The sequence below is a fragment of the Larkinella soli genome (assembly GCF_003703975.1).
Lineage (GTDB): Bacteria > Bacteroidota > Bacteroidia > Cytophagales > Spirosomataceae > Larkinella > Larkinella soli.
This window is the reverse complement of the sequence record NZ_QTJY01000001.1, coordinates 576,006-599,157: the sequence shown is the minus strand read 5'-3', so window position 1 is coordinate 599,157 and position 23,152 is coordinate 576,006. Positions and strand designations below refer to the sequence as shown.

At 55.6% G+C, this 23,152-nt stretch carries 20 protein-coding genes; 12 read left to right on the top strand and 8 right to left on the bottom strand.

What is annotated here, in order from left to right; translation table 11 throughout:
* Window positions 1-16: 16 nt before the first annotated feature.
* The 3 genes from DX909_RS04485 to DX909_RS04475 all read right to left on the bottom strand — a co-directional run bounded on the left by DX909_RS04485 (window position 17) and on the right by DX909_RS04475 (window position 3,843).
* A complete protein-coding gene (locus DX909_RS04485) occupies window positions 17-2,215 on the bottom strand; it encodes a transglycosylase domain-containing protein (RefSeq protein ID WP_128543915.1) in 2,199 nt (732 codons plus the stop codon).
* Between the two features lie 93 nt (window positions 2,216-2,308).
* Complete coding sequence (locus DX909_RS04480) at window positions 2,309-2,752, bottom strand: GNAT family N-acetyltransferase (RefSeq protein ID WP_128543914.1); 444 nt, start codon at window positions 2,750-2,752, stop codon at window positions 2,309-2,311.
* A gap of 26 nt (window positions 2,753-2,778) precedes the next feature.
* Window positions 2,779-3,843: an RluA family pseudouridine synthase gene (locus tag DX909_RS04475; RefSeq protein ID WP_128543913.1), complete on the bottom strand. Its 1,065-nt coding sequence runs from the start codon at window positions 3,841-3,843 to the stop codon at window positions 2,779-2,781.
* 127 nt (window positions 3,844-3,970) lie between these two features.
* Between DX909_RS04475 and DX909_RS04470 the strand changes: the two genes are divergently transcribed.
* From DX909_RS04470 to DX909_RS04460, 3 genes are all read left to right on the top strand, one after another.
* The gene (locus DX909_RS04470; protein WP_128543912.1) at window positions 3,971-4,405 is read left to right on the top strand and encodes a hypothetical protein; all 435 of its coding nucleotides are present in this window, start codon (window positions 3,971-3,973) and stop codon (window positions 4,403-4,405) included.
* 8 nt (window positions 4,406-4,413) lie between these two features.
* Entirely contained in the window at window positions 4,414-5,331 is a 918-nt protein-coding gene (locus DX909_RS04465; RefSeq protein WP_229310946.1) for a 1-aminocyclopropane-1-carboxylate deaminase/D-cysteine desulfhydrase, read from the top strand.
* 134 nt (window positions 5,332-5,465) lie between these two features.
* A complete protein-coding gene (locus tag DX909_RS04460) occupies window positions 5,466-6,458 on the top strand; it encodes an aldo/keto reductase (RefSeq protein ID WP_128543910.1) in 993 nt (330 codons plus the stop codon).
* A 3-nt stretch (window positions 6,459-6,461) separates the two neighbouring features.
* On the opposite strand, the gene DX909_RS04455 is transcribed toward DX909_RS04460, so the two are convergent.
* On the bottom strand, window positions 6,462-7,385 hold the full coding sequence (locus DX909_RS04455; RefSeq protein WP_128543909.1) for a polysaccharide deacetylase family protein: 924 nt from the start codon (window positions 7,383-7,385) through the stop codon (window positions 6,462-6,464).
* 139 nt (window positions 7,386-7,524) lie between these two features.
* Between DX909_RS04455 and DX909_RS04450 the strand changes: the two genes are divergently transcribed.
* Window positions 7,525-8,265, top strand: a complete 741-nt coding sequence (locus DX909_RS04450; protein WP_229310945.1) for a hypothetical protein — start codon at window positions 7,525-7,527, stop codon at window positions 8,263-8,265.
* On the opposite strand, the gene DX909_RS04445 is transcribed toward DX909_RS04450, so the two are convergent.
* The 3 genes from DX909_RS04445 to DX909_RS04435 all read right to left on the bottom strand — a co-directional run bounded on the left by DX909_RS04445 (window position 8,259) and on the right by DX909_RS04435 (window position 10,777).
* The gene (locus tag DX909_RS04445) at window positions 8,259-8,591 is read right to left on the bottom strand and encodes a DUF3817 domain-containing protein (protein WP_206512960.1); all 333 of its coding nucleotides are present in this window, start codon (window positions 8,589-8,591) and stop codon (window positions 8,259-8,261) included. The two genes, DX909_RS04450 and DX909_RS04445, sit on opposite strands and share 7 nt — an antisense overlap.
* A gap of 85 nt (window positions 8,592-8,676) precedes the next feature.
* Window positions 8,677-10,122, bottom strand: coding sequence for a Fe-S cluster assembly protein SufB (sufB, locus tag DX909_RS04440; RefSeq protein ID WP_128543908.1), 1,446 nt, complete (start codon window positions 10,120-10,122; stop codon window positions 8,677-8,679).
* A 151-nt stretch (window positions 10,123-10,273) separates the two neighbouring features.
* Window positions 10,274-10,777, bottom strand: coding sequence for an Lrp/AsnC ligand binding domain-containing protein (locus DX909_RS04435; protein ID WP_128543907.1), 504 nt, complete (start codon window positions 10,775-10,777; stop codon window positions 10,274-10,276).
* Between the two features lie 515 nt (window positions 10,778-11,292).
* On the opposite strand from DX909_RS04435, the gene DX909_RS04430 reads away from it, so the two are divergent.
* The 3 genes from DX909_RS04430 (at window position 11,293) to DX909_RS04420 (ending at window position 15,177) form a co-directional block, all read left to right on the top strand.
* The gene (locus tag DX909_RS04430; protein ID WP_128543906.1) at window positions 11,293-12,519 is read left to right on the top strand and encodes a DUF819 family protein; all 1,227 of its coding nucleotides are present in this window, start codon (window positions 11,293-11,295) and stop codon (window positions 12,517-12,519) included.
* A 75-nt stretch (window positions 12,520-12,594) separates the two neighbouring features.
* Window positions 12,595-14,382, top strand: a complete 1,788-nt coding sequence (lepA, locus tag DX909_RS04425; RefSeq protein ID WP_128543905.1) for a translation elongation factor 4 — start codon at window positions 12,595-12,597, stop codon at window positions 14,380-14,382.
* Window positions 14,383-14,439: 57 nt separating this feature from the next.
* The gene (locus tag DX909_RS04420; RefSeq protein WP_128543904.1) at window positions 14,440-15,177 is read left to right on the top strand and encodes an OmpA family protein; all 738 of its coding nucleotides are present in this window, start codon (window positions 14,440-14,442) and stop codon (window positions 15,175-15,177) included.
* A 32-nt stretch (window positions 15,178-15,209) separates the two neighbouring features.
* On the opposite strand, the gene DX909_RS04415 is transcribed toward DX909_RS04420, so the two are convergent.
* A complete protein-coding gene (locus tag DX909_RS04415; RefSeq protein ID WP_128543903.1) occupies window positions 15,210-17,771 on the bottom strand; it encodes a TonB-dependent receptor in 2,562 nt (853 codons plus the stop codon).
* Window positions 17,772-17,902: 131 nt separating this feature from the next.
* Between DX909_RS04415 and DX909_RS04410 the strand changes: the two genes are divergently transcribed.
* From DX909_RS04410 to DX909_RS04390, 5 genes are all read left to right on the top strand, one after another.
* A complete protein-coding gene (locus DX909_RS04410) occupies window positions 17,903-18,658 on the top strand; it encodes an oxygenase MpaB family protein (protein ID WP_128543902.1) in 756 nt (251 codons plus the stop codon).
* A gap of 143 nt (window positions 18,659-18,801) precedes the next feature.
* On the top strand, window positions 18,802-20,493 hold the full coding sequence (locus DX909_RS04405; protein WP_128543901.1) for a pyruvate dehydrogenase complex dihydrolipoamide acetyltransferase: 1,692 nt from the start codon (window positions 18,802-18,804) through the stop codon (window positions 20,491-20,493).
* Between the two features lie 119 nt (window positions 20,494-20,612).
* Window positions 20,613-21,149 carry an ATP-dependent protease subunit HslV gene (gene hslV, locus DX909_RS04400; protein ID WP_128543900.1) on the top strand — a complete coding sequence of 179 codons (537 nt, stop codon included), beginning with the start codon at window positions 20,613-20,615 and terminating at the stop codon, window positions 21,147-21,149.
* A gap of 90 nt (window positions 21,150-21,239) precedes the next feature.
* Window positions 21,240-22,733, top strand: a complete 1,494-nt coding sequence (locus DX909_RS04395; RefSeq protein ID WP_128543899.1) for a sensor histidine kinase — start codon at window positions 21,240-21,242, stop codon at window positions 22,731-22,733.
* Entirely contained in the window at window positions 22,684-23,145 is a 462-nt protein-coding gene (locus DX909_RS04390; RefSeq protein WP_128543898.1) for a response regulator, read from the top strand. The genes DX909_RS04395 and DX909_RS04390 overlap by 50 nt, the downstream gene beginning before the upstream one ends.
* Window positions 23,146-23,152 lie beyond the last annotated feature (7 nt).

Genomic DNA, 23,152 nt, shown 5'->3' with positions numbered 1-23,152 from the left:
GTTCCTCTTTTTGTTTTCAGGGATCAGGGGATCCGTCCTGTTCTTCCTGTTCCCTTTCTCTTCGTTTTCGCTCCCTGCGTTCCTTCCGGAGCTGCCGGCGGGTTTTGGGGAGGGAATCCGTCAGGACGGCTTCTCCGTCGGCGGATTCCTGCTGCGGGGTGACCACCTCGGGTTCGGATCGGTCGCGGCCAAAAATCCGGCGGAAGAGATCGTTGATCCCGTTGCTGTTATCCTCATTGCCGTCTTCCTGATCGGGCATCATCAGCGAGTCGATTTCGATGGAATCCACCGGAGCAATCTGCTGACGAAGTCCTTCCCGAAGCCGCACGCCGTAGAAACCATAAGCCGTCGTATCATAGGGCGTCAGACCCCGCCGGGCCATGATCCGGCCAATCAGCCGGAAATAGCCCCTCAGGTAAATTTTCAGCGTACCGTCCGGATTGAATCGACTGATCGCCGACTTAGGAGAAGGCACCACATAGGCCAGGAAGATACTTTCGCCGATATCGAGGTCGGAGGGACTTTTGCCGAAATAATACCGGGAAGCCTCCCCGATGCCGTAGATGTTACGACCCCACTCGATGAAGTTGAGGTAGATTTCGTACATCCGTTCCTTACTGATAATGCGCTGGTTTTCAATCAGCCAGACGATCAGGATTTCTTCCACTTTCCGGGAAAGCGTCTTATTCCGGTTCAGAAAGGCGTTCTTGACGAACTGCATCGAGATGGTACTGGCCCCGCGCTTGAATTTTTTGGTTTTGAAATTTGTGGCGATGGAAACGCGGAAGGCTTTCTCATTGAAGCCCTTGTGGGTAAAGAAGTTGTAGTCTTCGGCCGTCAGGACAGCATTCCGGATGTTGCGGGAGATGGCGTTCAGCGGGGTGAAATTCGGGTTTTCCGGCCCTACGATGAACTTCCGGACCAGCTTGTCCTTTTCGTACACCTCATGCTCGAACGAGCGATTGACCTTCGAAAAATCCGTTTTGCCGAATTGCAGAATCCGGAAGTTGCTGGGCGTCATGCCGGCATTGAACTGGACCGAATCCGGCAGGGAACTGTCCAGATGAAGATTCAGATCATATTTCAGCGTACCGGCAACTTTGATTCCCTCCAGCGATTCGAAGAGGCCCTGAGGAAACGAATCGAACAGGTCCTGGGCGTTCATGGAATCGGTGTGGAGCTGAAAGTCGTAGATCTTGGTAGGCGCCACGGTGTATTTCAGGAACGGCCGGGCTTTGACTTTTCCCAGATAAATGGTCGAGGAACTGTCGACGCCCAGATAATTATCCCCGAAAAAGAGATTGGCGTCCATCGCGGCCTGGTCCACCACCACATCCCCAAGGGCCACGGCCGGGTGGTTCAGCCGAAGGTTTCGGACGGCACCCAGCCCTTCCAGGTGGAATTCCCCACCCGAACTGTTGATGTCGCGGAGTTCGGCGCGGAGTGTATCGACCTGCAATTTGAGGTTGAAGCGCTGCTGAATGTAAGGGAGTTCCAGCGGTTTGCCTTCCGCAAAGAGGGAAACGTTGGCCTCCTGGTCGGCCGGATCGACCGTTCCGTTCAGGTGCCAGACCGATTCGTTGCCGTTGACCCGGATGGTGGAGGTCAGTTCCTCATCGTCGATGAGAGCCGTTTCGGTCAGAAACCGAAGCTGCTGTTTATTGTCCGTAAACCGGAGTTCCAGGTTCCGGATGTCCATATCGTCCGGGATTTTCGACAGCAGGTTATCTACCAGTTTTTCGGCCACGTCCGACAGATCGGCCCGGCGGTTTTCGGTTTCGGCGACGGCCGTACCAGTCGAATCCTTTTGCCGGCTTTTGATCAGGAAATCGATGTTGGTGGTGCTGTCCCGGCGGACGATGTGGGCCAGGCCGTTCTGGAGATTGAGACTGGCCAGCGAAACCCGACCGAACAGGAGAGGCCACAGACTGACGCCAACCTCGGCTCTGGAGAGTCGTAATAAACTGTCGCGGCCTTCCGGTACGACGGTAATTCCCGAAAAGTCGACGGTGGAAAGCCCGGTAAAACGGGCGGAGGCTACGGTAACGTTGAGGTTGTAATCCCGTTTGGCTTTTTGAACGGCCCGTTTCAGCCCCTGCTGCAAAAGCGCTTCACGTTTGTTATAAGCAATTCCGGCTCCGATGGCACCTATCGTCAGCAATACCAGTAAAACCCAGCCGGAAATGATCAGAACTCGTTTGGTGTTGATCTGCATTGTATGCGAATGATGCGTCCGCACCGGAATCCCGGGGCGAAAACGAACGGTGCGAAGTTACAGATTTTGGTCGATTAGTTCGGTAACCGCTCTTCAGAAGTCCAGATGACAGTTCCACCATTCCGTGTCGAACCGGGTACCGAACTGTTTGTAAAAATTCACGGCCGGCTCGTTCCAGTCCAGGACCTGCCACATCATTCCCGTGCATCGGGTCTGCTGCGCTTCGGCGATCGTGGCCTCGAAGAGCGCCTTTCCCAGCCCTTTTCCCCGATAGGTTTCATTGACGATAATATCTTCCAGATAAAGCCGCTTTCCCTTCCAGGTCGAATACCGGAAATAATATAACGACATGCCGACGATCTTGTTTTCCACTTCCGCCACCAGGACGCCGAAGAGAGGTTGTTCCCCAAACCCGTCGATCAGCATCTGTTCCGGAGTATTGGTTACTTCGTGGGGGGCTTTTTCATACAGGGCCAGTTCGCGAACCAGTTCGAACAATTGGGGGACATCGGCAGGCACGCCTTTTCTGATATGCATAAACAGAATTAGAAGGATGGTAAACTTCAGGATCGTATGTGTTCAGAGTACTTCTCCCACTTTTCAAGTACTGTGTTCATGTCGTCCGGCAGGTCGGAGTCGAACTGGAGCCATTCCCGGGTCCGGGGGTGCGTAAAACCCAGTGATTTGGCGTGGAGGGCCTGCCGGGGCAGCAGGGCAAAGCAGTTCTGGACGAAGGCTTTATAGGAACCGTTGGGATTGCCGCGAAGAATCCGGTCGCCCCCATAGGTGGCATCACCGAACAGCGGATGGCCGAGATACTGCATGTGCACCCGGATCTGGTGGGTCCGGCCGGTTTCCAGATTACATCGGACCAGCGAAACGTAGTGCAGCGGCTTCAGCACCTGGTAATGGGTGACGGCGTGCTTGCCCTGGCTGCCGTCCGGAAAAACCGCCTGCACCTTGCGATCCCGCAGGCTCCGGCCAACGTGTCCGGTAATGATTCCTTCCGGTTCTTTGGGCTCTCCCCAGACCAGGGCGTAGTAGGTGCGTTCAATGGTATGCTCGAAGAACTGACGCGCCAGATGCGTCATCGCATATTCCGATTTCGCGATGACCATCAAACCCGACGTGTCCTTGTCGATCCGGTGGACCAGGCCCGGCCGTGCTTCCCCATTCCGGGAGGTCGGAAGGTTCTGGAAATGATACACGAGGGCGTTCACGACGGTTCCGGTCCAGTTGCTGTAGGCAGGGTGTACGACCATGCCGGCCGGCTTGTTCAGCACCAGCAGATCGTCGTCCTCAAAAATGATATTCAGGGGAATGTTCTCCGGTAGGAGGGTGGTTTCCCGGGGCGGATGCGGCAGGGAAACCGTCACCACGTCCAGCGGTTTAATTTTATAACTCGCCTTGACGCCACGGTTGTTGACTTTGACCGATTCCGTGTCGATGGCGTTCTGGATTCTGGTTCGGGTAGCGTTCTGAATGCGGTCCACCAGGAACCGGTCGATGCGCATCAGGTTCTGACCACGGTCGGCGACGATCCGGTAATGTTCGTACAATTCCTCCTCTTCCGGGTCGATTCCGGCCAATTCCTCACCTTTGGGGCCATTTGCGTAATCTTGTAACATCTTGCAAAAGTACCAATAAACCGGTCGTTTTAGTAAACGGTAACGGTTTTTTGTCAAAAAAGTAAAAGAACTTCTTATTTTTGCATTTCATATAAACGACTTTAAATCAAGCATTCACACCTCTTCAATGAAAACTGCCTTTTCAGCCGCCCGGCGGCCTTTCTGGTTTGCCTGGACGGGTTCCGGTGCGTTTTTTTTATCCTTACTGATCTTAAGTGCCTGTGAACCGGCTGAAATTGCCCGGCCGGCTTATTCCATCGAGGGTACGTATAAAGTGGAAGAACCGAACCCCAAAGATAATTATGTGATCACCCTTCGGAAAAATCCGGAACATGCGGATGGTTACATTATCGATAATCTGGCCAACGTCGTAAAAACTCCCATCCTGGGATACCTGAACGGCAAAAAACTCATCATCCCGGCCCAGGGAATCAAAGGCCCTTTCGGAAGCGAGCAGACGCTCTCCGGTGAGGCTGAAAAACAGGATGAGGTGCTGGTGCTGCATTACAGCATCAAAGGCCCCGACGGTTACAACGGAGCGGTTTACGCCAAAAAGCAATAGCGGTTTCGGTGGAGCGGTTTTTCGGCGAGGCCCCTTTTTCGCGTCTGCAACCGCTTCCGGACCCATTCCCGGAACCCGTTTACATCCGCCTTTTCCTGAAACGGGACGATGAACTGCATCCGCTCGTTTCCGGAAATAAATGGCGGAAGCTGAAATACAACCTGCTGGAAGCCCGTCGTACCGGACAGGATACCCTGCTGACCTTTGGCGGTGCCTTCTCCAATCATATCTATGCGGTAGCTGCGGCCGGCAGGACCTTCGGTTTTTCCACCATCGGCATCATCCGGGGGGAAGACTACGGGGAGCGGGAAACACCGACCCTGGCTTTCGCCCGTGAACAGGGCATGCACCTTCACTTCATTTCCCGCACCCAGTTCCGGAACCAAACCGATGCGGCTTTCCGGCAAAGCCTGCGCCACCGGTTTGGGCCATTTTATGAAATTCCGGAAGGAGGAACCAATGCCCTGGCCGTCCGTGGAACCGCTGAAATCCTGCCGGAGATCACCCAGCAACTGGGCCGCCCTCCCGACTTCGTCTGCTGTCCGGTCGGCACGGGCGGCACCGCTGCCGGCCTCCTCGCTTCGGCTACCACCGAAACCCGGGTCATCGGGTTTGCGGTCCTGAAAGGGCTTGCCCCTGATTGTATCGAAAGACTATCGTCGGACTTGCCGGGAACCAGCTTTAAAGCGCCTTCTCAAATTCTCGATGCTCATTTCGGCGGGTATGCGAAAACCACTCCGGCGTTGATCCAGGCCATCCGTGATGTCGAAGCCCGCACCGGTGTCCGGTTCGATCAGGTGTATACCGGGAAAATGATGGTCGCTCTCTTCGATCTTTGCCCGAAAGGCTTTTTTCCAGCCGGAGCCACGGTGGTGGCGGTGCATACCGGTGGGTTGCAGGGGAGAAGCCCGGAGCTGGATGCCTGAGCAGAGGCATGGCTCCTTTTCGTCCAGATGCTCATTTTTCCGATTGGCGGTCCTGTAAGCTCCGCCCGAAGTTTTGCAATCCGGGTTATTGCCTTACTTTGCAGCCGAAAATACAACCTCTAACTTCTGCGGATATGGAATTCAGAAATTTGGGTGAAACTGACCTTAAAGTATCGGTTATAACCTTTGGTGCCTGGGCGGCCGGGGGCTGGATGTGGGGTGGAACGGAGCGAAAAGAATCCGTCGGAGCCATCCGGGCGTCGTATGATCTGGGAGTGACCTCGATCGATACCGCCCCGGTCTACGGACAGGGAACCAGCGAGGAGATTGTAGGGGAAGCCATCAAAGGGCTGCCTCGTGACAAGGTTCAGCTTCTAACCAAATACGGGATGCGCTGGAACCAGACCAAAGGAACGCTGGCCTTTCATTCCCGGGATAACGACGGCAACCCCATCGACATTTATAAATACGCCGGAAAAGAAAGCATTATCCAGGAGTGCGAGGACAGCCTCCGGCGCCTGGGAACCGATTATATCGACCTCTACCAGATTCACTGGCCCGACGTCACCACCCCGATTTCTGAAACCATGGAAGCCGTTCAGCGGCTGATCGAGCAGGGAAAAGTTCTGCAGGCCGGCGTCTGCAATTATGACATTTCGCAGATGCGTGAGGCTGAAAAAGGGCTGAAGCTGGCCTCCAACCAGGTGCCTTACAGCATGGTGAAGCGGGACATCGAGGAGGAGGTGGTTCCCTATTGCCTCGAAAACAGGAAAGCCATACTGGCCTACAGTCCGCTGGAGCGGGGCCTGCTCACGGGCAAGATCAAACCCGGCCATCAGTTTGCCGAAGGCGATCACCGGGCCAATTACAAGGCGTTCAAACCGGAAAATATCGTCGGGGTCAACACTTTTCTGGAAAAGATCAGACCGCTGGCGGAAGAAAAGAACGCCACGCTCGGACAGCTGGTCATTCGCTGGACCATCGAGCAGCCGGGCATCACGGTGGCGCTCGTGGGCGCCCGCAACACCGACCAGGCGGTTCAGAACGCCAAAGCCATCGAGGTGAAGCTGTCGGCCGACGAAATTGCGTTTATCAACCGGCAACTGGAAGAAGTAGCGGTCGTTTGACCGCTACTTAAAGCTGTTCTGCATATTGTTATGAAGCGTCCGCGGAGACCAGTAGCCGCTGGCGATGATCCGGCGGACACTTAAAAGCGGGTTTTCTTCATCCCGCTTTTTCTCCGCAAGCTGGAACGCCGACAGATACCCGCGTTTTTTCAGCTCGACGGTGGCTTCGTGGTTCCAGAGGCCGAAGGGATAAGCGAAATGCCGGATAGGTTTGCCGGTGATGGTTTCGAGTTTTTTGGTTGGTTCCTCGATCTGCGTCTTCCAGTCTTCGCCCTGGTATTTCTTCACGTTATGATGGTCCCAGGTATGGCAGCCGATGGTATGGCCCCGGTCGGCCAGGTCCTTGATCTGCTGTTTGTCCATGTAATGCTGGTACCCACGGCGGCCGATGGAAGCAGTCATGATGAAGAAAACGCCTTTAAAGCCGTGCTTTTCCAGCAGGGGGGCCGCCAGTTCGTACTGCTCCAGGTCGCCGTCGTCGAACGTCAGCATGACCGGTTTGGGCGGTAAGGCCGCGCCGGTAGTCAGGTAGGCATACAACTGGTCCGGGGAGATGGAATGGTAGCCGCTGTCGGCCAGCATCTTAATCTGGTCCTTGAACACCTGCACCGGCATGATGTAGCTGCGGGCGTTTTCCGAGTCCTTCGGCCGCCACTCCCGAACCTGGTGGTAACACAGAATCGGCACCTGCTTCCGGCTGAGGATGGTGGCCGCGTCGGCGATCCGGGACGCCGGGATGTCGGCCGGGTCGGGTGCGGTAGCGGGTGCGCTCTCCGATGAAACCGGGACGGCTTTCGCCGTGGCTTCGGTTTTCGCTTCAGATTCGGCGGTTTTTTCGGTGCCCTTCGATTGAGAGCAGGAGAGGACCGTAGCGGTCGTTAGGATGGAAAAGGCAATGGGAAAGAGGGTACGGTATTTCTGGTTCATCTTCTTCCTTTCAGCACGTTTAGTAGTCGGTCTGTTCGAAGGGCAATATACACAAAACGACTCTTTGGCAAATGACCGAAATTCGGTAGACTTACCGGCTTTTAAACATTTTTTTGCTTCGCCCTGACAATCAGGATTAATGGATACGACGAACGAATCACAAAAATTTAATGATCGGGAAAAACGGCCGGAATCATTCGAGCGGGACGGGAAACTGATGCGGTTGCTGAAGGAAAAATGGCCGGAGTACGTGATCGAAATCCTGGTGATCATCTTCAGTATTACCATTTCGTTCGTGCTGGATGAATGGCGGGACAACCAGCGGAAGAAAGAAAGCGAACAGGCCTATCTGAAAGGACTGGCCAGCGACCTGACCGCCGACATTGACCAGTTACAGGAGGTGATAGCCGAAACCCGGCAGGTTCTGACCCGGCTCGACCGGCTTTCCGGCCCGACGGTCTCACCGGGCCCGGATCGCACTTCCTTTGTCGATGACGTCCGGTTTGTGATGAAACGGCCCCGGTTCATTTCCGAAAATGCCACGTTCCTGGACCTGACCAGCACCGGAAATATGCAGCAATTGTCCAGCATGCCCCTGAAACGGGCCTTGTTTGACTATTATAAAAACTACGAATCCAACGTGCTGGTTGAAAATGCGGAGCTGGATGCCATCACGGAAATCATCGGTCCGTTTCTCATTCGGCAAATACCGCTCACTGGAAACGGATCGGGCTTCGATGCAGGTCTGTCTTCCAGCCGGGAGTTCAGAAATATGCTGTTCCTGCGCCGGAGCAACCGGCAGGAATTATTGGGTAACTACGAACGGGCCCTGAAGCAGGCCAGAATCATTCTGGGCCGGATCAGAAACCAGATTCAATGAACCGGCGATTTGTTTTCCGTTTCCGCCTGCTCTTCCTGTTTCAGTTTCCGATCCAGCCAGAACGTCCCGAACGGAATCAGCGAAGCCAAAAAAGCCACGACCACCCGACCGAACGACCAGCGCCGGCCGACCCAGACGGCCAGGAGGGTTACAAGGTAGGCCACGAACAGCACCCCGTGTGCCCAGCCGACCACTTTGACGGCCTGCGGCCATCCGGCCAGATACTTCAGCGGCATGGCGATGCCCAGCAGAACAAGGTAAGAGATCCCTTCGAGAACGGCGACCAGACGAAACCGGCCGAGGGAGGTGGAAAGCAGTGATGGCATGGTTGCTTCGATTTTTGATGGGGGACAGGCTAAAGAAAAACCCCGATAGAGGCTACCGGGGTTCTTGTATCATTTCGTTTCTGGATCAACCCACGCTGCCTTCGAGACTGATTTCCAGTAGCTTCTGGGCTTCAACGGCAAACTCCATCGGCAACTGGTTCAGCACTTCCTTGGCGTAGCCGTTGATGATGAGGGCCACGGCCTGCTCCGTCGGGATGCCCCGCTGGTTGCAGTAGAACAGCTGATCTTCCCCGATTTTGGACGTCGTCGCTTCGTGTTCGACAGTGGCCGACTGATTGTTCACCTCGATGTAAGGGAACGTATGTGCACCGCATTTATCGCCGAGCAGGAGGGAGTCGCACTGGGAGAAGTTCCGGGCGTTTTCGGCCCGTTTGAAGACCTGCACCAGCCCGCGGTAGGAGTTCTGGCTCTTTCCGGCCGAAATCCCCTTGGAAACGATGCGGCTTTTCGTATTCTTCCCGACGTGGATCATCTTAGTGCCGGTATCGGCCTGCTGATAATTGTTCGTCACCGCTACCGAGTAAAACTCACCGATGGAGTTATCACCTTTCAGGATGACGGACGGGTATTTCCAGGTGATGGCGGAGCCGGTTTCTACCTGCGTCCAGGAAATTTTGGCGTTCGCACCGTTGCAGATGCCGCGTTTGGTGACGAAGTTGTAAATACCGCCTTTCCCTTCCTTGTCGCCGGGATACCAGTTCTGGACCGTCGAGTACTTGATCTCCGCATCCTGGGCGGCAATCAGTTCCACCACGGCCGCGTGCAGCTGGTTTTCGTCCCGCATCGGAGCGGTACAACCTTCGAGGTAGCTGACATAGGAGCCTTCGTCGGCCACGATCAGCGTCCGTTCGAACTGACCCGTTCCGGCGGCATTGATCCGGAAATAGGTGGACAGTTCCATAGGACAGCGAACCCCTTTCGGGATGTAGCAGAACGAACCGTCGGAGAAAACGGCCGAATTGAGGGCCGCAAAATAGTTGTCGCGGGGCGGAACGACCGACCCGAGGTATTTTTTGACCAGTTCCGGATGCTCCTGGACGGCTTCGGACATCGAACAGAAGATGATGCCGAGGTCTTTCAGTTTGTCCTTGAAGGTGGTGGCGATGGATACCGAGTCGATCACGGCATCGACGGCAACCCCCGACAGGCGTTCCTGTTCCTGCAGCGAAATACCCAGCCGTTCGAAGGTCTGCCGGAGTTCCGGGTCGATTTCATCGAGGCTGTTGACGGTTTTCTTCTGCTTGGGAGCGGAGTAGTATTTTATGGACTGATAATCGATGGGAGGGTATTTCACGTTGGGCCAGTGCGGCTCGGAGAGCGTCAGCCAATACCGAAACGCCTTCAGCCGCCACTCCAGCATCCACACCGGTTCGTTCTTCTTTTCAGAGATGAACCGCACAATATCCTCGCTCAGACCAGCCGGTGCTTCGTCGGCCTCGATCATGGTTTCGAAGCCGTACTTATATTCGGAATTGGTAATGCTTTCTAATATTTCAACGTCTTTGCTCATGATGGGTTGCGAGTTGAGGCACGCAAAAAGTACAAAGGGATAACAAATTAGATCAAAGGTGTGTTCCGGCCACGTTGGGCAAATATCGGAAACTTTCCCTTATTCTGGTAACCTCTTCCGAACGGATGCCCGGCGGACCTTTTGTTTCCCCTCAATGCTTTTCCGAAAACTCCTTCTCGACCGGTACATTGACGCCGAAGGGAATAGGCCGGAGAATCCGCTCCTCCAGGGAAATAAACGTTTCAGTCCGCTGGATTCCCGATACTTTCTGAATTTTGTCGTGCAGGACTTCCCGCAGGTGCTGGGTATCGCGGCAGACGATCTTGGCGAATATACTGTAGATGCCGGTCGTATAATGAATGTTGACCACCTCCGGAATTCGCATCAGTTCGGACGCCACTTCATCGTACAGGGAGCTTTTATCCAGATAAATGCCGAGAAAGGCACTGATATCCCACCCGAGTTTGGCATGATCGATGACCAGCTGGGAACCACGGACGATGCCCATCTGCTCCATTTTCTTCATGCGGACATGAACCGTACCGCCAGAAACGAAGATGCGTTTCCCGATTTCGGTATACGGCATGTTGGCATCGTGCATCAGCAGGGTCAGAATTTTGAGGTCGATATTGTCAATCTCCAAATTTTTGTCCATTTTTTTAGGCTCAAGATTTAAAAATTTTCAACGAAGAAAGTGTTTTTTTGAAAAAAGTCAAATTTTTTAAATTTTTTTATGTAAAATTTGCAAATCAATTGGGAAGTATGTTAACTTTGTAACGTTGAAACGATCGCAAAAGGTCAACGGACTGTTTCAACATCGCTCTTTTCCAACACTGTAGGATGTCGAAATTGGCAGACGTGCCCTCCTGTCTCGGGGGTGGTGATAACGGGATAAACGCAGCATAATGCCGCTCGCAAGAGCGACTGGGGTTGACCACCAGAAGTTGTACTGTAGCTAACCGCACCGTGGGTGGTTCGAGTCCCCCTCCTACAGCACCTGGCCTGATGCAGATCAGCCACAACAATGTTTTATTTGGTTTTTAGTTTGTTGATGAAGTGTAATCTTGACACGCCGGCTCAGGTTGAGGCCGGCGTTGTTTATTTTAGGCTTTTGTGGTTTTTTGCGCTTCCGTCGCTCCGTCTTCCGGCCCGGAGTGAAATCCACCGACCATGTCTGATCCCGTAACGCTCGGCGTCCTCTTTCTGATTCTGGCCTTCGTCCTCACCTCCGCCGAAAGTGCCCGATCCGGCTGGCGCACCTTCTATCAGTACGTCCCGCCGACGCTCCTCTGTTATTTTCTGCCCTCCCTGCTGAACACCTTCGGCTGGGTCGACGGCAACACGACCGGTCTGTATCCCGTCGTCTCGCGGGTCCTGCTGCCGGCATCCCTGATCCTGTTCACGATTAGCGTCGATTTGCGCGCCTTTCGCCGGCTTGGGTCCCGGTCGATGCTGATGTTTGCCGCTTCGGCCGTCAGCATCATGCTCGGGGGGCCGCTGGCGGTATGGGTAATGGCCCAACTGGCCCCCGGTCTCGTGGGAGGAGCCGGGCCGGATGCCGTCTGGCGCGGACTGGCTACCCTGGCCGGAACCTGGATCGGCGGGGGGGCCAACCAGACTGCCCTCAAGGAGGTTTTTCAGCCCAGCAACGCCCTGTTTTCGGCCATCGTGGCCGTGGACGTATTCGTTTCCAACCTCTGGCTGGGGGTCCTGATCTACGGTGCCGGCCGCTCGGAGGCCATCGACCGCTGGCTTCGGGCCGATGCCGGGGCCGTGGAAGAGGTGCGGCAGCGGGTGGAGCAGGAGGTGGAATCCGTCCGGCGAATTCCTTCCACCTCCGATCTGATGGCGATTCTGGCGGTCGGTTTCGGCGGTACCGCCCTGGCCCACGCCCTGAGCGACCGGATCGCCCCGTACATTGGAACGAATTATCCCGCCCTCAGCCGGTTCAGCCTGGATGCACCCTTCTTCTGGATCGTCGGACTGGCCACGGCCATCGGAATCGGACTTTCGTTTACGCGCGTTCGCCGGCTGGAAGGGGCAGGAGCCTCCCGGGTGGCCTCAGTCTTTCTCTACCTGATGATAGCTACCATCGGCCTGAAAATGGATATACTGGCCATTGCCGACCATCCGGGCCTGATTCTTGTAGGACTGGTCTGGATGCTTTTTCATGTGATTCTGATGGTCAGCTTCAGCCGATTGATCCGGGCGCCGTATTTTTTCGTGGCCGTCGGCAGCCAGGCCTGCATCGGCGGGCCGGCCACCGCCCCGATCGTGGCGGCCGCTTTTCACCCGGTTCTGGCCCCGGTAGGGGTTCTCATGGCGATTCTGGGGTATGCCGTGGGCACCTATATGGGTTATCTCTGCGGGGTTCTGATGCAGTTGGTCTCACCCTGAACCGGAGAACGTCTGAACTTTCGGTTTTTCGGTTAATTTTGTGAATTAATCCTTCGACAACGTAGTTACCACAACGTGAAACATATTCGGAATTTTTGCATCATTGCCCATATCGACCACGGGAAAAGTACGCTGGCCGACCGTCTGCTGGAGTTTACCAAAACCGTAGCGGACCGCGACATGCAGGCCCAGTTGCTGGACGATATGGATCTGGAACGGGAACGTGGAATCACCATCAAGAGCCACGCCATCCAGATGAATTACACCTATAAAGGAGAGACCTTCACGCTCAACCTGATCGACACGCCGGGCCACGTCGACTTCTCCTACGAGGTTTCACGTTCGATTGCCGCCTGCGAAGGGGCATTGCTGCTGGTGGATGCATCCCAGGGGATCGAGGCACAGACGATCTCGAATCTGTATCTGGCGATGAGCAACGATCTGGTCATCATTCCGGTCCTGAACAAGATCGATCTGCCGGGAGCCATGCCCGAGGAGGTAAAAGACGAGATGGTGGATCTGCTGGGCTGTAAACGCGACGAGATCATCCACGCCAGCGGCAAGGAAGGCATCGGGGTCGAAGATATTCTAAACGCCATCGTCGACCGGATTCCGGCTCCGAAAGGGAATCCCGACGGCGAGCTTCAGGCCCTGATTTTCGATTCTCAGTTTAACTCGTATCGTGGCATCGAGGTCATTTTCCGGGTCGTCAACGGCCGCATCCGGAAAGGGGACAAGATTAAATTTATGGCCACCGGCAAGGAGTATTTCGCCGAAGAAATCGGTACGCTGCGGCTGGATAAGCAACCAAAGGAGGTCGTCGACTGCGGTGACGTAGGCTACCTGATTTCCGGAATCAAGGTGGCGAAAGAAGTCAAAGTCGGGGATACGATCACCCAAACCGTCCAGCCGTCCAGACAACCGATCCAGGGATTCGAGGAAGTGAAGCCGATGGTCTTCGCCGGGATTTATCCGGTAGAAACCAACGAGTTCGAGGAACTCCGCGAAGCCATGGAGAAACTCCAGCTGAACGACGCAGCCCTGGTTTGGGAACCCGAAACCTCGGCGGCCCTCGGCTTCGGTTTCCGCTGCGGTTTTTTGGGAATGCTGCACATGGAAATCGTCCAGGAGCGGCTGGAACGCGAATTTAACATGACCGTGATTACCACCGTGCCCTCCGTGCGGTTCGAGGTGCTGACCACCAAAGGGGCGGTGATCCAGGTCAGCGCGCCTTCCGAAATGCCTGACCCCAGCTCGATCGAAACCATCGAGGAGCCCTTTATCAAGGCACAGATCATCACCAAATCCGAATACATCGGCTCCATCATGTCCCTATGTATGGACAAGCGCGGAATCCTGAAAAACCAGGTGTACCTAACCGCCGACCGGGTGGAACTGCAATTCGATATGCCGCTGGCCGAAGTGGTATTCGACTTCTTCGATAAACTGAAGACCATCTCCCGCGGGTACGCTTCCCTCGACTATGAGTTCACCGGGAACCGGGAGTCGACCATGGTCAAACTGGACATCATGCTCAACGGCGAGCGGGTGGATGCCCTTTCGGCCATCGTCCACCGCGATAAGGCGTACGAATGGGGCAAGAAACTCTGCGAGAAACTTCGTGAACTGCTGCCCCGTCAGCAATTCGAGATTGCCATTCAGGCCGCCATCGGCCAGAAAATCATCGCCCGCGAAACCGTCAAGGCCCTCCGCAAAGACGTTTTGGCGAAATGCTACGGCGGTGACATCAGCCGGAAACGAAAACTCCTCGAAAAGCAGAAGAAAGGAAAGAAGCGGATGCGCCAGGTCGGGAACGTGGAAATTCCGCAGGAAGCTTTCATGGCCGTTTTGAAAATCAGTTAACTACCTCCGGAAGCCCGGGTAGGAGGGAATGGCAGCATTTTTGTTGTATGAACAATTATGCGCACAGCCATTCTCTTCACCGGGTTTTTCTATTTTATGGCTTTCGCCAACGCCCAGCCGACCGTCCGGCAGGTTCGGCGGCATTCGTCCACCTTTGTGATATCGGCCAGGGAGTCGCAGGGAAACCTTCCGATTCCGGCGCGGTTTCAGATTCGGGCGGTATTATCGGGAACTGCCTTCGATGGTCGAAGCACCGCGGTACGGCCATTCTTCTTTACGCTGAACCGCACCGACACCCTCCGCATCCGGTCTTCCGCCGACGGTTTTCTGGTCTCCGAGGAAGTGCTTTTCGTTCCCTGCGACACCTGCGCCCGTTTCGTTCATTCGGTTCTTCTGGAACGGATCGACTCGCCGGACCGCCCCGACAGCATTTTTCATGACCTGAAGGTGAACGATAAAATCCGGCTGGATAACGTCTATTTCGATCAGAGCAGCTACGTACTGAGGAAGGAGTCCTATCCACAGCTTGAAAAATTGCTAAAAACGCTGGAAGCCTACCCGAACCTCGTGATTGAAATTGCCGGGCATACCGACAACGTCGGAGACCGCCGGCTGAACCAGGCCTTGTCCGAAAACCGGGCGCAGGTCATCACCAACTACCTGATCCACCGCGGAATTGCCGAAAACCGTTTAGTCTTTCGGGGGTATGGGGATACGCACCCGGCTGCTCCCAATGATAACGAGTACAATAAAAAGAAAAACCGGCGGGTCGAGTTTACCGTCCTGAAGCTGTAAACCCGACCCGCCGGTGCATTCTGATTTCTTCTCTAAAACCGGACGTTCAGTTTCGCAAACCAGAAGGCTCCGTTGAAACCCATTTGGACCGGGTCCCAGGCACCGCCCGATTCGGTCAGCAGCGGGTTCGACTGGGTCGGGTAGACGTTGAAGATGTTCGATCCGCCTACGGTCAGCCCCAGGCCGGGCGTGATCCGGTAAGCAATGGAAACATCCGTCGTCACCCGGGGAGCATATACATCCAGATCGCTGGCGTCGTAGTTCCAGTTGGCCAGCGTCACCTCACCGAACCGGACCGCCCGCACGATGAAATTCCACTTTCCGATTCCGTAGTCGACCGTCAGGTTGACCTTCGAGGGCGGAGCGGAGGCCCGTAGGAAATATTGCTCCCGCAGGTCGAAGTAAGTATCTTCTTTGCCTCTCAGTTTCTCGGTCGTCCGGATGTCTTTGGCCGGGTCGAAGTCCAGCTTGTTGAAATTGGCGGCCAGCGTGGTGTTCAGGCGGCCCTGTCCGAGGAAGGCCCGATGGGCCAGGATTACATCCAGCCCATAGGTACGGGTCGAAATGGCATTGGTAAAAAACTGCGCCTTCTGGACACCCAGCCGGTTCAGATCGGCCCCGATCACGTCGTCCTCGTTGGTGAAGGAGCCTGTCAGAACCACCCGGTCTCTGATCCGGACGTAATATCCGTCGACCGTCAGCGAGAACCCGCTGCCCAGGGTGCTGGTGAAGCCGGCGCTGGCGTTGAATGAGGTTTCCTGCTTTAGGGGCGGGATGCCCAGGGCCTGGGTGACCGGGCTACCGTTGCGGGCCAGGAGTACCTGCACCGGCTGGCCGTTCACAAAGTTGGTGAACGTGGAGTTGAAATAAATCTGGGCCAGCGAGGGTGCCCGGAAGCCGGTGCTGAGCGTACCCCGGAGGGTCAGTTTTGGACTAACCTTGAGCCGGGCCGTCAGTTTGCCGTTCATGGTACTGCCGAAATCGCTGTAATTTTCAAAACGGGCGGCCGCCCCGAGCATGAACGAGCGGGTGAAATCGGCTTCGGCATCGACGTAGACGCCAAAATTACTGCGGGATTTTTTGATCACGTCCGTCGGTTGAAAACCCGGAAAGCCCTGAGAACCGGCCGGTTTTGTCAGGTCGTAGGCCCGGTAGGAGCCTTCCTCGCCCGCAAAAATCGAATACTGTTCGACCCGGTATTCTGCGCCGAAGGCCAGGTTGATACCCTGAAGCTTATCCCGAAAAAGCCGGGAAAAATACAGACCCGTCACGTTCTGGTTCAACTGAAAACCGCCCGCGTCGAACGAGGTGGGCGACTGGGCGCCCAGCGAGGTATTCAGGGTATTTTTTACGCCGTAGTGAAAGCGGTTGCTGCCGTACACATTGCTGAAATCGACATCCCAGCCTTTCCAGTTGCCCCGGATGCCCCCGGTCAGGGAACCGTCCGTGATGTCGCTGGTAATGAGGGGATCGAAGCCGTTGGGGTAGATCGCCGGCACGTTTCGTTCGCTGTCGGGGAACCGGGTCCAGGCGTAGGCGTCGCCCTTGCGGAGATTCAGCCCGCCGAACACATAGACGTAGGCGTTCGGGCTGACCGGCAACCGGGAGTTGGCATAGACCGAGGTATTCTGAATCTGCGGATCCCCGAATTGCCGGCGCTGCAGCACGCTGTCGGGCGAGGTGTTTGCCCGGTTCGTGTGGCCCCGGAAATTATAGTCGGCCGTCAGATTGATGAAGCCGTCCTTGCCGATCTTCCAGCCGTAGTTGCCGTTGACGTTGAAATTGCCGCCGTCGAACGCTTGGTCGTCGAAGCGGTATCTGGCCTGATAGGCTCCGTAATTGACGTTACCGGTGAATTCGTTCGCACTGGATTTCAAAACGATGTTGATGACGCCGGCAATGGCGTCCGAACCGTACTGGGCGGCAGCGCCGTCGCGCAGGATTTCGATGCGTTCGATGGCGGCCGCAGGGATGGCGTTCAGGTCGGTTCCCGTGTTACCACGCCCCCGGGTACCGAACAGATTGACCAGGGAGGACTGATGCCGTCGTTTTCCGTTGACGAGCACCAGCGTCTGGTCCGGTCCGAGGCCCCGCAGGGTAGCCGGATCGACGTGATCGGAACCATCCGAGCCGGTCTGGCGGTTTGAGTTAAAGGAGGGCGCTACGAACTGGAGCAGCTGATTGACGTCGAGCTGGCCGGTCCGGGCGGTCACTTCCCGGATGTCGATGACATCGATGGGAGAGGGCGAATCGGTTACGGACCGGTTCAGGTTCCTGGAGCCGACGACGTTGATTTGCTGAAGGGTTCCGGCTTCTTCCAGCACCACATCGATCTGGCTGCGGCCCTCCACTGCAATGTCGGCTTTCTGAAAACCGACGAAGGAAATGGATAATACCGGATTCTCGGAACGAAGCGTTATGCTATAGCCCCCGGATGCGTTGGTGGTGGTTCCGTTGTTGGTGCCTCTCTCGATCACCGAGGCTCCCGGCAGGGCCTCCCCGGAAGCGGAGGTTACCCGCCCGGTCACGATCCGGGATTGGGAGAAGCCGGTACTGCTGATGAGGCACAAAATTAATAGTAACCAATTTTTCATGGCAGGTAATTATTAATGGTGATAAGGTTAGTTGTCCGAATAAAAATGAAATCAATTTTTTTAACGCCAAAACAAATCAGTAAATAAAGGACCGAATGGATTTGTTTTGGAATAAGAACTGATTCAGAATCATGCGTTTTTTTGTCCGGGAGGATTCCATCGTCAAGAGAATATGGGGGGATGCGGATGTCATTCTGCTCATCTTTGCCGGCGGGGCGGCCGAGTTTGCGGTCAACCGGGCGGTAGACTGGCTGTTTTTTACCGGGAAGCTGCCCGCCGACCCGATCGGCCGGTTGTTTTCCACGGTGAAATATGCGCAGGAAATCGTTTTCATGCCGCAGGAAAAGGCCATGGAGGCCATCGGCCGGATGCGGGCCATTCATGCAGGAGTCGAGAAAAGCCGGGGCGACCACATTCCGGACTGGGCCTACCGGGACGTCCTGTATATGCTCATCGATTATTCCGCCCGGGCCTTTGAACTGCTGCATCGACCGCTGACGCAGCCGGAGCACCGCGAGCTTTTCGACGTGTTCCGGCGGGTCGGGGAAGGCATGGGAATCCCGGACCTTCCGGCAACCTTTACGGAATGGCTCCCCGACCGGCAGACTCACCTGGACCGTGACCTGGTTCGAAGCCCTTATACCGATGAACTTTTTCGGCGGTATCGGGAAGAACTGGGAAACTGGCGGTATGATCTCCTGTTGCAGGCCCAGGCCATTCTGGTGCCGGCCGCCGTGAAGAACCTGCTGCCACTTCCCGAAAAACCGTTGCTGGCCTATACCGTTTGGTTATACAAACTGCTGAACCGCCTTCAGCTGCGAACGCTGACCCAGCGGGCCCTGCTTCCGGCCGAATACCTGAAACAGGTTCAGGCGCTGGACCGCTGATTCTGCCCGGTTCGATCCCGAAGTCAGGGCCTTGCAAGGGCGGGATTTGGAAACTTCGTCCCGAGGTAACCAACTTTACATGGTTTCCCCTAATTTTGGACACTTGAAGTAGAACTACAGAATTTCTCGCATCAAAACCGCATATGGCAGAATTAATCCGAATGCCGAAGATGAGCGACACCATGACCGAGGGTGTCATCGCTGAATGGCATAAAAAAGTGGGTGACACGGTCAAGTCAGGCGATGTGCTGGCCGAAGTCGAAACCGATAAGGCGACCATGGATCTGGAAGCCTACGAAGAAGGAACCTTGCTGTACATCGGTGTGGAAAAAGGGCAGGCCGTACCCATCGACGGCGTGATCGCCGTGATCGGGAAGGCCGGTGAAGATTATAAACCGCTGCTGGAAGGGGGTGGTTCCTCCAACGGAAACGGCAAAGCCGAAGCCCCTGCCGAAAAGCCGGCCGGTCCAGTCCCCAGCCCGAACGGGGCCGATACCTCCCAGGTTACCTCGCAGACACCCGCTCCCCAGGCCGTTTCAGCCGCCCCCGCTCCGAACGTCAACGCATCGGTGATCCGGATGCCGAAGATGAGCGATACCATGACGGAAGGCACCATCGTGGCCTGGAATAAAAAGGAAGGCGATACGGTGAAAGCCGGCGATGTGCTGGCCGAAGTCGAAACCGATAAGGCGACCATGGATCTGGAAGCCTACGAAGAGGGAACACTCCTCTACATCGGCGTGAAGGAAGGTCAGGCTGTCGCCGTAGACGAAGTGATCGCCGTGGTCGGTGAAAAAGGGGCCGATTTCAAGGTGCTGATTCAGGGTGGTGGTCAGCCGGCTCCGGCAGCCCAGCCCCAACCGGCACCGGCGCAGGAAGCCGCCCCTCAGGCCGCTCACCAGGCTGAAACCGCGTCCGCCAACGGTCATGATGGCCGCGTCTTCGCTTCGCCCCTGGCCAAACGCATTGCGGAGGAAAAAGGAATCAATATTGCCGAAGTGCCCGGCTCCGGTCCCGAGGGCCGGATCGTGAAAAAGGATGTGGAGAGCTTCCAGCCCCAGGCCAAACCGGCGGCCGCTCCGCAACCTGCCGGCCAGCCCGCAGCCCCGTCGGCACCAGCGCCTGCCCCGGCTCCGCAGCCTGTACCGGCCGGAGGCCAGTACGAGGATATTCCGGTCAGTCAGATGCGGAAAACCATCGCCCGGCGTCTGTCGGAGAGTATGTATACCTCTCCGCATTTCTACCTGACGATGGAGATCAATATGGACAAGGCCGTCGAACTGCGCGGAAAGGTCAACGAGGTCAGCCCGGTCAAAATTTCCTTCAACGATTTCGTCATCAAGGCAGCGGCCCTTGCCCTGAAGCAGCACCCCGCCGTCAACGCTTCGTGGCTGGGCGATAAAATCCGGCGGTACGGGTACGTCAACGTCGGGGTGGCGGTGGCCATCGATGAAGGCCTCCTGGTGCCGGTGGTCCGGAATGCCGACCAGAAGACCCTGTCGACCATCGCGGCCGAGGTGAAGGATCTGGCCGGAAAAGCCAAGGATCGCAAGCTTCAGCCCAAAGACTGGGAAGGCAGCACCTTCTCGATTTCCAACCTTGGGATGTTCGGCATTGAAGAATTTACGGCGATCATCAACCCGCCTGATTCCTGCATCATGGCCGTCGGAGCGATCCGGCAGTCGGTTCGGTTCGAGGGCGAAGTCGCCAAACCCGTCAGCGTGATGAAGGTGACGCTTTCCTGCGACCACCGCGTCGTCGACGGGGCACTGGGAGCCGCCTTCCTGCAGACGTTCAAAGGGTTCCTCGAAGATCCGATGAAGATGCTGGTTTAATCAGTCATTGCATTCAGGCCCGTTCGCAAATTCAGGTAGGTCAGGAGGGACGCCGTTTGAAAGACAGGGTTCCTTCTGACCTATTTGCTTGGCAGACCGGCGATTAACATTTACTATCCATGAAAATACACGCAACAACCGTCGTCGGCATTCTTCATAACGGGGAAATCGCTCTTGGAGCGGACGGCCAGGCCACGATGGGCAATACGGTCGCCAAAAGCAACGTTCGCAAAGTGCGGAGCCTGATGGGCGGGAAAGTTCTGGCGGGTTTTGCCGGTTCCACCGCCGATGCTTTCACGCTGATCGAACGGTTTGAAGAAAAACTCAACGGATATGGTGGTAACCTGAAGCGGGCGGCCATCGAGCTGGCGAAAGACTGGCGCACCGACCGGTATCTCCGGCGGCTCGAAGCCATGCTCATCGTCGCCAATAAGGAAGATATGCTGATTATCTCCGGAACCGGGGATGTGCTGGAGCCGGACAACCAGATTGCGGCCATCGGGTCGGGAAGCATGTTTGCCCAGTCGGCCGCCGTAGCCCTGAAAAAACACGCACCTCAGCTGACGGCGGAGGAAATGGTCCGGGAAAGTCTGCATATTGCCGCTGATATCTGCATTTATACCAACCATAATCTGACGGTAGAAACCATCCGTTAATTCAGTGAAAGGGTCCAGTTCCTAAGCTGAAAAGGTTCCCTGCGCAAACCCTGAGGAAATCCGCTATATTCGCATGACCTAGTATACGATATGAGAGGTATCAGAGCCGTTCTGCCCACCGCCGTCCGTAAGCGAATCACTTTCGGTTTTATTACCGCACTGTTTCTGATTGCGCTTGGCTTTGCTCTGACCCTGTATAGTTACAACCAGTACGGCCAGGAAAGCAAGGAAATAGAAAGAACGTATGAGATCACGAACCGGCTGAGCCGGCTTCAATCCCTGCTGACCGATATCGAAACCGGAGCGCGAGGATATTCGGCTTCGAAGGGCGATCCTCTCTATCTGAAGGAGTACCAGAAAGCACTCCCCCTGCTTTCAGCCGAACTGGAAGGCATTCGGACGGCCGTGGCTAAAAATCCGGCCCAGATGGCGAATGCCGATTCCCTAACCTCCCTGATCGATCGGACGATCAGTTCGGTGAAGCGGCAGATTGGGGCCGTTGAAAACAAGGTTCCGGCTTCCATTGCCCGCGCCTTCATGCTGTCCACAAATACGAGGATGGACCTGGTCAGGAACACCATCGAAAAAATGAGTGAACTGGAGCAGGGGCTGCTTCGCGAGCATACGCTGGAAGCCAAGCAGTCGTACCGGAAGACGATTTACATCATTTTCATTCTTTCTCTGCTGACCCTGGTCACCCTGCTGGTATCGTACAATCTGCTTGAAAACGAACTCAATTCCCGGCAAAAAACCGAAGACCAGCTTCGGGCCTACGAGGATGAACTTCAGGAAAAGATCCGCCTGCTGGAAATTTCCAACGAGGAACTCGAACGGTTCGCTTTTGTGGCCTCCCACGATATGCAGGAGCCGCTCCGCAAGATTCAGTCGTTCGGGTATCTGCTTCGGGACCGCCATTCGGCCCAGCTGAACCAGGAAGGGAGCGTCTATCTGGATAAAATCCTTCAATCGGCGGAGCGAATGTCGAAAATGATCAAGGACCTGCTCAATTTCTCCCGGATCTCCAGCAAAAAAGAACCGTTCCGCCCGGTGCGGCTTTCGGAGGTAGTGCAGGGGGTCCTGAACGATCAGGAGTTGAAGATCAGGGCCCATGGCGCGGAGATCTCCATCGGAAATCTGGAGGTCATCGATGCGGTACACAGCCAGATGGATCCCCTGTTTTCCAACCTGATTTCCAACGCCCTGAAGTTCACCAAACCCAATCAGCCGGCGGAAATTTCGATCCGGGGGGAATTCGTCGGGGGGGAGGAATATGAGGAACTGATTTCAGGTAAAAAGTATTATAGGATTACGATTGAAGACAAAGGCATTGGTTTTGACGAAAAATACATCGATCACATCTTTAAAATCTTCCAGCGCTTACACGGAAAAAGTGCCTATGAAGGAACCGGTATCGGCCTGGCAATCTGTAAGCGTATCGTCAATTACCACAAAGGGTACATCACGGCCCGCAGCAAGCCTGGTATAGGCACTCAGTTCATCATTGTCTTACCCGAAAAGCAAATTCAGTCTGTACATGACAACACAGCACCCCTCGAAAACAATACATATCTTATTGGCGGATGACGATGAGGATGACCGCTTCCTGACCCGAGAAGCCTTCCGTCAGCAGTTTCCCGTCAGTGAAATGATTTTTGTTGAGGATGGCGAAGAGTTGATGGAATACCTTCAGAAAACCGGGCGGTATGAGACGGCCGGGCATCCGCTCCCCGAACTGATTCTGCTTGACCTCAATATGCCCAAAAAGGACGGCAGAGAAGCCCTGCAGGAAATCAAACTGGATCGTAACCTCCGCCACATCCCGGTCGTCGTGCTGACCACCTCGGATGCGCGGGACGATATTGAAAATTCCTATTTCTGGGGCGCCAACAGTTTCATCACCAAACCGACTTCCTTCCAGAGGTTAATGGACGTGACCCAGACCATCGGCGAATACTGGTTCAATGTTGTAAAAACCTGCGGACGGGACGGTAATTAAGCCGTCA